General features: G+C 71.9%; 9 protein-coding genes and 1 pseudogene. 8 read left to right on the top strand and 2 right to left on the bottom strand.

Annotated elements, in window-relative coordinates:
* Positions 1-61: 61 nt before the first annotated feature.
* Positions 62-3,598 carry an ATP-binding protein gene (locus tag U3649_RS16910; protein WP_407352454.1) on the bottom strand — a complete coding sequence of 1,179 codons (3,537 nt, stop codon included), beginning with the start codon at positions 3,596-3,598 and terminating at the stop codon, positions 62-64.
* 133 nt (positions 3,599-3,731) lie between these two features.
* On the opposite strand from U3649_RS16910, the gene U3649_RS16915 reads away from it, so the two are divergent.
* The 3 genes from U3649_RS16915 to U3649_RS16925 are packed head-to-tail and all read left to right on the top strand — an operon-like array spanning position 3,732 to position 5,594.
* The gene (locus U3649_RS16915; protein ID WP_407352455.1) at positions 3,732-4,451 is read left to right on the top strand and encodes a YceI family protein; all 720 of its coding nucleotides are present in this window, start codon (positions 3,732-3,734) and stop codon (positions 4,449-4,451) included.
* Entirely contained in the window at positions 4,448-5,053 is a 606-nt protein-coding gene (locus U3649_RS16920) for a cytochrome b (RefSeq protein WP_407352456.1), read from the top strand. The genes U3649_RS16915 and U3649_RS16920 overlap by 4 nt, the downstream gene beginning before the upstream one ends.
* The gene (locus tag U3649_RS16925) at positions 5,046-5,594 is read left to right on the top strand and encodes a YceI family protein (protein ID WP_407352457.1); all 549 of its coding nucleotides are present in this window, start codon (positions 5,046-5,048) and stop codon (positions 5,592-5,594) included. Before U3649_RS16920 ends, U3649_RS16925 begins: the two co-directional genes overlap by 8 nt.
* 441 nt (positions 5,595-6,035) lie before the next feature.
* Here the strand turns inward: U3649_RS16925 and U3649_RS16930 are convergent.
* Positions 6,036-6,260: pseudogene (locus tag U3649_RS16930) on the bottom strand (glutaredoxin family protein); the annotation flags it as partial.
* Between the two features lie 44 nt (positions 6,261-6,304).
* Between U3649_RS16930 and U3649_RS16935 the strand changes: the two are divergent.
* The 5 genes from U3649_RS16935 (at position 6,305) to U3649_RS16955 (ending at position 12,473) form a co-directional block, all read left to right on the top strand.
* Positions 6,305-7,687 (top strand): L-serine ammonia-lyase, encoded by a 1,383-nt coding sequence (locus tag U3649_RS16935; protein ID WP_407352458.1) that lies wholly within the window; start codon positions 6,305-6,307, stop codon positions 7,685-7,687.
* A gap of 476 nt (positions 7,688-8,163) precedes the next feature.
* On the top strand, positions 8,164-10,212 hold the full coding sequence (locus tag U3649_RS16940) for a glycosyl hydrolase family 18 protein (protein WP_407352459.1): 2,049 nt from the start codon (positions 8,164-8,166) through the stop codon (positions 10,210-10,212).
* Between the two features lie 273 nt (positions 10,213-10,485).
* Positions 10,486-10,704, top strand: coding sequence for a hypothetical protein (locus tag U3649_RS16945; protein WP_407352460.1), 219 nt, complete (start codon positions 10,486-10,488; stop codon positions 10,702-10,704).
* Positions 10,705-10,930: 226 nt separating this feature from the next.
* Positions 10,931-11,941 (top strand): alpha/beta fold hydrolase, encoded by a 1,011-nt coding sequence (locus tag U3649_RS16950; protein ID WP_407352461.1) that lies wholly within the window; start codon positions 10,931-10,933, stop codon positions 11,939-11,941.
* Positions 11,942-11,960: 19 nt separating this feature from the next.
* Entirely contained in the window at positions 11,961-12,473 is a 513-nt protein-coding gene (locus tag U3649_RS16955) for an O-acetyl-ADP-ribose deacetylase (protein WP_407352462.1), read from the top strand.
* The last annotated feature ends 41 nt before the right edge of the window (positions 12,474-12,514 follow it).

Below are 12,514 nucleotides of genomic sequence, written 5' to 3' on the forward strand. Positions count from 1 at the left end.
TTCCCGGACATGCAGGTTCGCCGGAATCGAGGCCGCGGGCAATGCGCACGCTCCGGAATGCTCACGCGGCCGGCACCGGCGCGTCGCTTCGATCCAGCGCCGCCTCGATCGCCGTGGCGAGCATCGCCCCGGTGACCGGCTTGCGCAGGAAGCCGTCGAAGCCGGCGGCGCGCGCCAGCGGCTCGGCATCGGCGTCGGCCCGCGCGGTGACCGCGACCAACGGCCGCTCGAAGCCCTGCGACCGCAACTGCCGCGCCAGGGCCAGGCCGTCGATGCCCGGCAGGTCCAGGTCCAGCAGCGCCAGGTCGAAATCGCCGGCCGCCACTTCGGCGAGCGCCGCCAGGCCATGCCCGACCACGGTGACCCGATGGCCCTGCGTGCGCAGCAGACCGGCAATGACCTCGGCGACGGTCGGGTGGTCCTCGACCAGCAGCAGCTCGCACCCCTCCGGCGCGCACGTCGCCTCCGGCGCGGTCGCCGCGCGCGCCGTCGCCGGCGGCAACGGCAATTCCACCGTGAACCGCGTGCCCTCCCCCGGCGCGCTGTCCACCTCGATCCGACCGTCCATCGCCGCCGCCAGCTCCTGGCAGATCGCCAGCCCCAATCCGCTGCCGCCGTAGCGCGCCGCCGTGCGCGCGCCCTCCGCCTGCTCGAACCGCCGGAACAGCCGCTGCTTCTGCTCCGCGTTCAACCCCGGTCCCGTGTCCGACACCACGAACCGCACCAACCCTTCCCCCGGCTCCACCCGCAGCCCCACCTGCCCCTGCTCGGTGAACTTGATCGCGTTGCCCAGCAGGTTCAGCAGGATCTGCCGCACCCGGCCGGCATCGCCGCGCACCCATTGCGGCACCCCGCGCGCCACCTGCTCCCGGTACGCCAGCCCGCGCTGCTGCGCCAGCGGCGCCATCAGCCCGCTCACGTCGTCCAGCAGCCCGCGCAGGTCGAACGGCTGCGGGTCCAGCTGCAGCTTGCCGGCCTCGATCCGCGCCAGGTCCAGGGCGTCGTTCACCAGCCGCATCAGGTGCTCGCCGGCGCGCCGGATCGACTCGGTGTAGCCGCGCTGGCGCCCGTCCAGCGGCGTCTCCAGCAGCAGTTCGCTCATCCCCAGCACCCCGGTCATCGGCGTGCGCACCTCGTGCCCCAGCGTCGCCAGGAAACGCGTCTTCGCCTCCGACGCCTGCTCGGCCAGCTCGCGCTTGTGCTGCACCAGCTGCCAGGCGCTGCGCCGCCGCAGCCGCGTCCGGTACGCCGCCGCCGCCCACCACGCCAGCAGCAGCCCCGCCGCCACGAACAGCGCCAAGGCCCACGGCGTCTTCCACCACGGCGGATGGACCAGGACCCGCAGTTGCCGCCCGGGCGCCAGCGCGCCGCCGGCGGCGAGCCCGCGCAGGTGCAACCGGTAGTCCCCGGCCGGCAATCCCGCGAAGACCCGCTCGCCGCTCGCACCCTGCGACACCCAATCGCTGTCGATGCCGTCGAGCTTCGACCAGTAGCGGTTCGCCATGGGATCGTCGTAGGCCAGCAGGCGGGCCTTGATGCGGAACTCGCGCTGATCGCTGGCCAGTTCGATCCGGTCCGACTGCGCGACCGCCTGCCAGCGGCCCTCTCGCCGCACCTCGAAGGCGTCGAAGTCCAGGACCGGCGGCGACGGCGACGGATCCGGCGCCTCGGTGTCGATCATGATCACGCTGCCGTCCGCGGCGGCGGCCACCAGCATGTCGCGTTCGCTCAGCGCCAGCGCGCGATCGACGAACTCCTGGCTGCTGAAGCCGTTCTGGACGCCGTAGTGGCGCAGCGCGTGCGCCTGCGGGTCCCAGCGATACAGTCCGCGCAGGGACGACAGCCAGACCCGTCCGCGCCGATCGACCCGCAGCGCGCTGGCACCGATCGCCGGCATCCCCTCGGTGGCGCCGACGCTCGCGGTCAGCTGCCATCGGCCATCGCTGCGCTGGTAGCGCGCCAGTCCCTCCATGCGCTGCAGCCACAGCGCGTCGGCGCTTTCGAACGCGAGCGCGAACACGCGCCCGCCGCGGGTCGCTTCCTCCAGCACGAACGCCCGGCGCTGCGGATCCAGGCGCGAGACGCCTTCGTGCCCCGCCACCCACACGCCGCCATCGGGGGAGACCGCCAGGTCTTCGATGTCGCCGTCGTTGAGTCCCGCCTCCGGCCGCGCCGGGATGTTCGCCAGCACCGCGCCGCTGGCGGGATCGCGCTGCTGCACGCCTGCGCCCTGCATCGAGGCCCACACGCTGCCGTCGGGCGCGATGCGGAGGTGGTCGGTCCAGCCGGGCAGGGTCGGCGCCTGCGCATCGTCGGCGCGCCAGCCGTCGACCGCACCGGCGCGGGTGATCCGCAGCAGGCCGTTGGACAGTCCGAGCCAGAGATTGCCGATCCGGTCCTCGGCGGCGGCGTAGATGCGGCGACCGGCCAGCGCGTCGTCGATCGCCTGCTCGAAACGCTCGACGGTCCCGTCGGCGCCCAGCCAGTTGAGCGCGCCATCGTGCCCGCCCAGCCACACGCCGCCGTCGCGCGCCGCGGCGACTGCGCGATACAGGTCGTCCGACAGGCCGTTCTCCGCACCCTTGAACTGCGCCACCTGGCGCCAGTCCGAACGCAGGTAGCCCAGCCCGATCCCGGGCATCGGCACCCACAGCGCGCCATCGTCCTGCAGCACCAGCGCGTGCAGGACCTGCTGCTTCATCGCCGATCCGAGCGCGACCGGCCGGGGTGCCTGCCCCGGCAGCCCGCGCCAGAGGCCGCGCTGGGTGGCCAGCCACAGGCCGCCGTCGGCGTCGCGCGCGATCGCCATGACCGCGTTGGGATGCTCGAACATCGACGACCATGGCGGCTGCCGCCAGCCACCGCCGCCGTCGCCCACGAACACGCCGGCCGCGGTGCCGATCCAGAGCTCGGTGCCGATCACGGTGATCGAGAAGATCCGCGGCGACGGTTGCCCGCCCGGCAGGGCGACCCGCCGGATCTTTCCGTCCTCGAACTTCGCCAATCCGCCGAAGCTGCCGATCCACAGCCGTCCGGCGTCGTCGGCGGCCAGCGCGAACACGATGCCCGGCGGCAGGCTCTCCGGATCGTCCGCGTCGTGCGCGAACACGGTGATGGCGCCATCCGGAGACAACCGGTGCAGGCTGCCTTCGTAGCTGCCGAACCAGATCTCGCCGCCGCGATGGGTCAGCGAGAAGATGTTGTCGCTGTCGATCCGCGGATCGGTCGCCTTGCGGTAGTGGCGGAAGCCACCGCTGTCGGTGTCGAGCACGCTGACACCGAACTCGCCCGTCGCCACCCACACCCGGTCGCGGCCGTCGACGTGGACCGCCTGCACGAAGCTGTCGCCGAGCGAATCCGGATCCTCCGGATCATGGCGCCAGACCCGGGTATCGCTGCCGTCGTAGCGCGCCAGCCCGTCCGCGGTCGCAATCCAGAGATAGCCGGTGCGGTCGCGGGCGAGCCCGAGGATGTCGGTCGACGGCAGCCCCTCGGCGACGCCGACGGCGCGGAACCGCGGCGTCTCCGGCACGCCGGCCGCGGCCGGCAACGCGAGCAGCAGTGCCAACAACCCCGGCAGCACCGGCTTGATCTCCATGTCCAGTCTCCCCGCCATCCGTGCGCAGCCAGGCGAATCCTCGCAACGCTGCGTTTCCGGCGCAAGCACGCCGCAACGGCATCCGCCCGCCTGCGTGGCCTAGAATCGTGGCACCTCCACCGTACGGCCGATCATGCCGCGATCCGCGCCACGCCTGCCCGTTCCAGCGCTCGTGCTGCTCGCCGCCCTCGCCTGCGGCGGCCAGGCCCGCGCCCAGGCGCAGGCCTATGGGCTCGATCCGGTCCATACGCGGGTGGTGTTCGCGGTCGACCATGCCGGCTTCTCCAAGGCCATCGGCACGGTGTCGGGCAGCCGCGGCACGCTGCTGTTCGATCCGGAGGACTGGACCAGCGCACGGCTGGAGGCGCAGGTGCCGATCGCGGCGCTCGACCTGGGCGACGAACGCTGGAACCGCGCCGTGCTCGGGCGCGGCCTGCTCGACGCCGAGCGCTACCCGGCAGCGCGGTTCGTCTCCGAGCGCATCGAGCCGCTGGATGCCGACCGCGCCGCCGTCCATGGCACCCTCACCCTGCGCGGAGTGACGCGGCCCGCCACTCTGGAGGTGGTTTTCAACGCGCTCAAGCGCCACCCGATGCCCCCGTTCCGCCGCACCGTCGGCTTCTCGGCGACCACCACCCTCAGCCGCGCCGAGTTCGGCATCGACGCGTGGCCCTCGATGATCGGCGATACCGTCGAGCTGCGGATCGAAGCCGAGGCGACGCGCATCCGCGGCGGTTACGGGCAGGCCACGCCCGCGCCCGCGCCCGCGGCGGCACCGGATCGACCCGCGACCGGCGACCTGCCGTTGCCGCCGCCACCCGAACACGAATCCGAACAGGACCCGACTCCATGAGCTGGAAGAACAGCGAACGCCGCTGGGGCGGCGTGAGCCAGCTGCTGCACTGGCTGATCGTGCTGCTGATCCTCGGCCAGGCAGTGGTGGGGCTGCTGATGGTCGACATGCTCAACAGCCCGGACAAGATCCGCATCTACGCCCTGCACAAGTCGTTCGGCCTCACCGTGCTGGCGCTGGCGGCGCTGCGGCTGCTCTGGCGTCTGTTCACCGGCGCGCCGCGTCCGGTCCCCGGGGTGCCGCGCTGGCAGGAACGCGCCGCCGTGTTCACGCACTGGCTGCTGTACGCGCTGCTGTTCGCGATCCCGGTCAGCGGCTGGCTGTTCAATTCCGCCGCCGGGTATCCGCTGCAGTGGTTCGGCCTGTTCAACCTGCCGCCGCTCGCGGGCAGGGACGAAGCGCTGCGCGAAGCGGCGATCGCCGCGCACGCATGGCTGTTCTGGCTGCTGGTCGCGGTGGCGCTGGTGCACGCGGCCGCCGCCTTCTACCACCACCTGTTCCTGCGCGACGCCACCCTGGCGCGGATGCTGCCGCGCGGATGGCTGCAGGCCGATGCCGCCGATACCGCCCCCACTCCCCTCGAGGATTCCCGCGATGCGTAACGTCTTCCTGCTCGCCGCCGCCCTGATGTGCAGCGCGCCGGCACTCGCCGCCGACTACGTACAGGCACCAGGCTCGAGCCTGGTGTTCGCCGGCACCTACCAGGGCGAAGTCTTCAGCGGCCGCTTCCCGGGCTTCCGCACCACCTTCGCATTCGATCCGGACGACCTCGCCGATGCGAAGCTCGATGTCGTCATTCCGCTGGCGAGCGCGACCACCGGCAACGCCGACTACGACGGCGAGCTGCGCGGACCCGCGTTCTTCGACAGCGCGAAGTTCGCGCAGGCGCGCTACAGCGCCGAGACCTTCCGCGCGCTGGAGGACGGCCGCTACGCCGCCGACGGCACCCTGAGCCTGCGCGGCGTCAGCCGGCCGGTGACCCTGACCTTCACCTGGACGCCCGGCGAACAGCCGGTGCTGACCGGCAGGGCCACGGTGAACCGGCTCGAGTTCGGCGTCGGCGACGGCGACTGGCAGGACACCTCGGTGATCCCGGACGCGATCGCGATCAGCACCAAGGTGGTGTTCCAGCCGGCGGAATGACGCCCCAGGGCCCAGGCCCTAAGCGAGATCCCAGCAGGCGCGTTCGCCGCGGGCGCCGTGCAGGCACAGCTCGTCCTCGCCGATGGCGAAGCCGTAGATGGCGCCCGAGCGCATCAGCAGCAATCCTTCCCAGGTCGCGTTCTCGCCGCCGATACGCAGCAGCGCGGAGCGCAGGCGGCGCCCCGCGTGCCCGGGCCCTGCCGCCGTCGCCAGGAAGCGGCGCACGTTGGCCAGGTCGAGGTCGCCGGGCGCGCTGGTGACCGCGCGGGTCAGGACGACGCGCTCCACCGCGCCCGCGTCCAGCACCTCCGGCAGCGGCCGTCCGAGCCACGCCTCCGCCTGCGTCCGCGGCGCCGCCGCCTTGGCCAGGTTGAGATCGGCCTCCTCGCCGGCATGCGCCGCCGCGGCCGTCCACGGCAGCGCGGCGGCGACCAGCAGCGGCGACAGCCAGCGACGCACCGCATCGACGTCGAACGGCCAGTCCAGCTCCACGCCGCGGCGCGCATCGCGCAGCACCGGCACCCGCTCGCCGTAGCGCGCCTCGAGTCCGGCGTCCCCGTCGATGAAGACGCTGTCGAATTCCGGCACCCGCGCCGCGGCCAGCTCGGCCAGCGCCAGGTCGCACAGGTGGCAGTCGTCGCGCTGGTACAGGATCAGGCTGGACATGCGGCGGACAGGGAACGCACGGGGCGGGCGCGTAGAATAGCCCGATGGCCGTCAGCACCTTCGACCTCTACAAGATCGGCATCGGGCCGAGTTCCTCGCACACGGTGGGGCCGATGCGCGCCGCCGCGCGTTTCGTCGAGCGCTGGCTGGCGGAGGCCGGCCGGCTGCGCGACGTCGCGCGGGTGCGCGCCGAGGTGTTCGGCTCGCTGGCGCTGACCGGGCGCGGCCACGGCACCGACAAGGCGGTGATGATGGGCCTGGAGGGCCAGCTGCCCAACCGGATCGACCCCGACATCATTCCCGATGCGCTCGAGCGCATCCGCGGCACCGGACGCATCCGCCTGCACGGCGAGCACGAGATCGGCTTCGAGGAGAAGCGCGACCTGGTGATGAACAAGCGGCAGAAGCTGCCCTACCACACCAACGGCATGCGCTTCGCCGCCTTCGATGCCGACGGCAACGAGATCGCCAGCCGCGACTACTACTCGGTCGGCGGCGGCTTCGTGGTCAACCAGGACGAGGCCGCCGAGGACCGCATCGTCGCCGACACCACCCGGGTGCCGTATCCGTTCTCCAGCGGCGACGAGCTGCTGCAGCGCGCCCGCGACAACGGCATCACCATCGCCCAGCTGATGTTCGCCAACGAACAGTGCTGGCGCAGCGCCGACGAGATCCGCGACGGCCTGCGCGAACTCTGGGCCGCGATGCAGTCTTGCGTGCAGCGCGGCATCCGCCAGACGGGCACCCTGCCCGGCGGCCTGCACGTGGCCCGGCGCGCGCCGGCGCTGTACGCCGAACTGTGCTCGCGGCCCGAGGCGGCGATGCGCGACCCGCTGAGCGTGCTCGACTGGGTCAACCTGTACGCGCTGGCGGTCAACGAGGAGAACGCCGCCGGCGGCCGCGTGGTCACCGCGCCGACCAACGGCGCCGCCGGCATCATCCCGGCGGTGCTCCACTACTACGACCGCTTCTGCCCGAAGTCCGACGAGCAGGGCGTGTTCGACTTCCTGCTCACCGCGGCCGCGGTCGGCATCCTGTACAAGGAGAACGCCTCCATCTCCGGCGCCGAGGTCGGCTGCCAGGGCGAGGTCGGCGTGGCCTGCTCGATGGCGGCGGCCGGCCTGACCGCCGCACTCGGCGGCGATCCGAGCCAGATCGAGAACGCCGCCGAGATCGGCATGGAGCACAACCTCGGGCTCACCTGCGACCCGATCGGCGGCCTGGTGCAGATCCCGTGCATCGAGCGCAACGCGATGGGATCGGTGAAGGCGATCAACGCCTCGCGCATGGCGCTGCGCGGCGACGGCAAGCACAAGGTCAGCCTCGACAAGGTCATCCGCACCATGCGCGACACCGGCCGCGACATGCGCGACAAGTACAAGGAAACCTCGCGCGGCGGCCTGGCGGTGAACGTCATCGAGTGCTGAGCGCACCTGTCCGGCCGCACCCGCGCCGGGCCACCTGGTGTTCCGGCAAGGCGGCATCCGGGACCTGACGGGACCCGCGCCGGGCCATCGTGCGCGACCGGGCCGCCATCGCGTGACCGGTATTGCGCAAGCCAGGGCACGCCGCAGCGCGGACATGACCGTTGCCGACCGCTTTCGAGTCCGCCGAAGACGTGTCCGTGCCGGCCTGGAAATCGTTGTCATCGATCTGCGTGATCTTGCTCCCATATCGGTGTTATCCCGATTGACAACGATGTCAACCATCCGGCATTCCTGACGTGTTCTTCCGCTTCATGCCGCGCTCCGGCGCGTGCAGTCCTCCCCCACATCTGTTGCGTCATCGATCCGCCGAAAACCCGCGCCGGCGCCGGTCCGGACGCCGTCCTGCCGGACCGCCGGGGGGATTCGACGCGATCGCCCCGTCCCGCCGTCCCACAGGCGTCGAAAGGAGAATCGCCATGCACCGCAGACCCGGAATACTGCCGTTATGCCTGCTGCTCGCCTTCGCGTGGCTGGCCCCCGCGCATGCGCAAGCCGCCAGCTGCGCGGGAATCCCCGCGTGGAACGCATCCACCATCTACGCCCCCGGCGACCGCCTGGTCCACGAGGACCGGCTGTACGAGGCCAAGGTCCCCATCTGGAACGCACCGCCGAGCCACTGCCCGTCCTGCGGCTGGTACGAGGACCTGGGCGCCTGCGACGGCGGCGGCGGCAACCAGCCTCCCTCGGTCGCGTTGACCGCACCGACGAACGGCGCCAGCTTCGTCGCCGGCGGCACGATCTCCCTGTCCGCCGATGCGAGCGACGGCGACGGCACGGTCGCCCGGGTGGAATTCTTCAACGGCCAGGCTTCGCTGGGCGTCGACACCGGCGCTCCCTACGGCGTTTCGTGGACGAATGTCCCGGCCGGCCAGCACACCCTGACCGCCGTCGCCACCGACGACGACGGCGCCGGCACCGCGTCGTCGCCGGTTTCGATCACGGTGTCCGCCGCGGACGACGATACCCCGCCGGGCGTTCCCACCGGGCTGCACTCGCCGCGGCAGACCGCGAGCAGCATCACCCTGGCCTGGAACGCCTCCGCCGACAACCCCGGCGGCAGCGGCGTGGCGGGCTACGACGTCTATCGCGACGGCGCGCCGGTCGGCTCGCCCGCCGCCGCCGGCTACACCGACAGCGCGCTCGCGGCCGACACCGCCTACAGCTACCAGGTGCGCGCACGCGACAACGCCGGCAATCCCTCGGCGCCGACCCCGCAGGTGGTGGTCCGCACCGCGCCAGATGGCGGTGGCGGCGGCAAGCACGTGATCGGCTATTTCACCCAGTGGGGCATCTACGGCCGCAACTACCAGGTGAAGGACATCGACGCCAGCGGCTCGGCCGCCAGGTTGACGCACATCAACTATGCGTTCGGCAACGTCCGCAACAACCGCTGCGAGGTCGGCGTCACCCAGCCCTCCGATCCCAACACCGGCGCCGGCGGCGATGCCTTCGCCGACTACACCAAGTCGTTCGGCGCGGCGCAGAGCGTCGACGGCGTCGGCGACACCTGGGACCAGCCGCTACGCGGCAACTGGAACCAGCTGAAGAAGCTCAAGGCCAGGCATCCCGGGCTGAAGGTGCTGATCTCGCTCGGCGGCTGGACCTGGTCGCGCGGATTCTCCGCGGCGGCGCGGCCGGAGAACCGCGAAGCGTTCGTGGCCTCGTGCATCGACGCCTACATCCACGGCAACCTGCCGGTCACCGACGGCGCCGGCGGCCCCGGCGCGGCGGCGGGGGTGTTCGACGGCATCGACATCGACTGGGAATATCCGGTCGCCTGCGGGCTGAGTTGCGGCACGCCGGAAGACCGCCAGAACTTCACGGCGCTGCTGGCCGAATTCCGCCGCCAGCTCGACGCGGTGCGTCCGGGGCTGCTGCTCACCGTGGCGGTGGGCGCCGGCATCGACAAGATCCGCGTCACCGACCCCGGCGAGTACCACCCGTACCTGGATTTCATCAACGTCATGACCTACGACTTCCATGGCGCGTGGGATCCGCAGACCAACCACCACTCGGCGCTGTTCGACTCGCCCGACGACCCCTCCACCGGCGACCAGCGCTACTACAACAGCAACGACGCGATCCAGGCCTTCCTCGACCGCGGCGTGCCGGCGGCCAAGCTCAACCTCGGCATCGGCTTCTACGGCCGCGGCTGGACCAACGTGCCCAACGCCAACGACGGCCTGTACCAGAGCGGCAGCGCGGCGCCGGGCACCTACGAGAGCGGCATCGAGGACTACAAGGTGCTCAAGGACAGGCCCGGCAGCGTTCACACCGACGCGCAGGCGCGCGCCACCTGGAAGTACGACGGCAACACCTTCTGGTCGTACGACACCCCGGCGATGGTCGCGGAGAAGATGCAGTACGTGAAGGTGCAGGGTCTGGGCGGCGCCTTCTTCTGGGAGTTCAGCGGCGACGACGCCCCGGGCACCCTGGTCGACGCGATCGCGGACGGGCTGGAATAGGCACCCGCGTTGCGCCGCGCGGGCACCGGCATGGACGGCCGGTGCCCCGCGCGTCCCGGGCTCCCATCGAACGCGCACGTATCGGGTACCGGCCGTGCGGTGCACGAGGGGCCGCACAGAGCTGAAGCCGCGGCGATCCCCGCGGCGGGCCGGGCCCGTCCTGCGCGTCCTCCCGGCCGGCTTCCGCAATGCGGCGGCGCAGGGTGCGCCGGCCCGCGCATCCGTGTAGGTTCCCCGGTGCGGCCACGTGGCCGCATGTCGGGAGGCACCGCCATGAAATTGCGCAAGACCCGATGGCTCGCGCTCGGCCTGGGCGCGGTGATCGCAAGCAGCCTGGTCAGCGCCGCACCCAACCCGGGCTGGGTCCGCTACCACTACGGCGAAGACCATACCCAGGTTGTCGGTGCGCGCGGCACCGACTGCCACGGCGAACCGGTTGCGTGGGGCATCACGACCGACGACAGCACCCTGATCTATACCTGCATCGATTGACGCGGCCGGAGCGAGGCTCGCCGCTCCGCGTGGATTGACCGGCTTCGCCGCGGCAAGCCGCATCCCGCGCCGCGCCCTTCATCCGGGTCCGCCCCGCTCCGATCCGCGCGGCCTGGCGGGATACCCGCCGGGCGTACGTACCGTCCGCAGCGGCGACGGCGTGCTGCAATGCGACGCGTCGACATGCGGACGGTAAGCTGGAGGCGGATTCTGTCCCGGAGCCTCCATGCCCCCATCCATCCGCCTCCTCGCTACCGTCCTCCTGCTCGCGCCGGCACTGGCGACGGCGCAATCCGCCCCTCCCGTCTACGGTCCGAGACTCGAGGGCTTCGAGTACCCGTACCCGGTGCGGACCTTCGCCTTCGACTCGCAGCGGCAGTCGCTGGAAATGGCCTATCTCGACGTCGCCCCCACCGCGACCGCCAACGGCCGCAGCGTGATGCTGCTGCACGGCAAGAACTTCTGCGCCGCGACCTGGGAATCGGCGATCGAGGCGCTGACCGGCGCCGGCTTCCGGGTCGTCGCACCGGACCAGGTCGGCTTCTGCAAGTCGGACAAGCCGGAGCGCTACCAGTTCTCGTTCGCACAGCTGGCGGCGAACACGCGTGCGCTGCTGGCGTCGCTCGGCATCGAGCGCGCCGCCGTCGTCGGCCACTCCATGGGCGGCATGCTCGCCGCGCGCTACGCGTTGCAGTATCCGGACGCGGTCGAGCGGCTGGTGCTGGTCAACCCGATCGGCCTGGAGGACTGGAAGGCCGAAGGCGTGCCCTGGCAGGATGTCGACGCCTGGTATGCCGGCGAACTGAAAACAAGCTTCGATTCGATCAAGCGCTACCAGCGCGAGATCTACTACAGCGGCCAGTGGAAGCCGGAGTACGAGCGCTGGGTGGAGATGCTGGCCGGCATGTACGCCGGGCCGGGCAGGCAGCAGGTGGCATGGGACCAGGCGCTGGCCTCCGACATGGTGTTCAACCAGCCCGTCGTGCACGAGTTCGGCGACATCCGCGTGCCGACGACGCTGTTCATCGGCCAGCACGATCGCACCGCCATCGGCAGGGACCGGGCGCCGCCCGAGCTCGCGGCGCGGCTGGGGGACTATCCTGCGCTCGGCAGACGCGCGGCGGCCGCGATTCCCGGCGCGCGCCTGGTCGAGTTCGACGACCTGGGCCATTCGCCGCAGGTGGAGGCGCCGGCGCGATTCGAAGCCGCGCTGCTGCAGGCGCTGGAGGCGCGCTGACGGAAAACCGGGCACGACGATGACCGCCACCCTCGAGGCCCGGCAGGCCGACATCACCACGCTGCGGCTCGACGCGATCGTCAACGCCGCCAATACGCCGCTGCTCGGCGGCGGCGGCGTGGACGGCGCGATCCACCGCGCGGCCGGTCCGGACCTGCTGGCCGAATGCCGCGGCCTCGGCGGCTGCGGCACCGGCGACGCCAGGCTCACCGCGGGCTACCGGTTGCCGGCCCGCCATGTCGTCCACACCGTCGGTCCGGTCTGGCGCGGCGGCGGCGCCGGCGAGCCGGCGCTGTTGGCCTCGTGCTATCGGCGCTCGCTGGAAGTGGCGGACGCCCATGGGCTGCGCAGCATCGCCTTCCCGTGCATCGGTACCGGCCTCTACGGCTATCCAGCCGACGCCGCGGCGAACGTCGCGGTGACGACGGTGCGCGAGACCACGGCGCGCCTGGACCGCATCGAGCGCGTGGTGTTCTGCTGCTTCTCGCCGGAAGCCCTGGGGATCTACCGGCGCCTGTTGCGGATGGGCTGAAGCGCGGGCTTCGGAGCGGGGAGCAGCGGAGCGAGCTCCGC

Source organism: Luteimonas sp. R10, from assembly GCF_045689605.1.
Classification (GTDB): Bacteria; Pseudomonadota; Gammaproteobacteria; order Xanthomonadales; family Xanthomonadaceae; genus Luteimonas.

Excerpts from the sequence above, each read along its gene's own strand:
- U3649_RS16940 (WP_407352459.1), top strand. The coding sequence starts at position 8,164 with ATGCACCGCAGACCCGGAATACTGCCGTTATGCCTGCTGCTCGCCTTC.
- U3649_RS16935 (WP_407352458.1), top strand. The coding sequence starts at position 6,305 with ATGGCCGTCAGCACCTTCGACCTCTACAAGATCGGCATCGGGCCGAGT.
- U3649_RS16950 (WP_407352461.1), top strand. The coding sequence starts at position 10,931 with ATGCCCCCATCCATCCGCCTCCTCGCTACCGTCCTCCTGCTCGCGCCG.
- U3649_RS16920 (WP_407352456.1), top strand. The coding sequence starts at position 4,448 with ATGAGCTGGAAGAACAGCGAACGCCGCTGGGGCGGCGTGAGCCAGCTG.
- U3649_RS16925 (WP_407352457.1), top strand. The coding sequence starts at position 5,046 with ATGCGTAACGTCTTCCTGCTCGCCGCCGCCCTGATGTGCAGCGCGCCG.
- U3649_RS16915 (WP_407352455.1), top strand. The coding sequence starts at position 3,732 with ATGCCGCGATCCGCGCCACGCCTGCCCGTTCCAGCGCTCGTGCTGCTC.
- U3649_RS16910 (WP_407352454.1), bottom strand. The coding sequence starts at position 3,598 with ATGGAGATCAAGCCGGTGCTGCCGGGGTTGTTGGCACTGCTGCTCGCG.
- U3649_RS16955 (WP_407352462.1), top strand. The coding sequence starts at position 11,961 with ATGACCGCCACCCTCGAGGCCCGGCAGGCCGACATCACCACGCTGCGG.
- U3649_RS16945 (WP_407352460.1), top strand. The coding sequence starts at position 10,486 with ATGAAATTGCGCAAGACCCGATGGCTCGCGCTCGGCCTGGGCGCGGTG.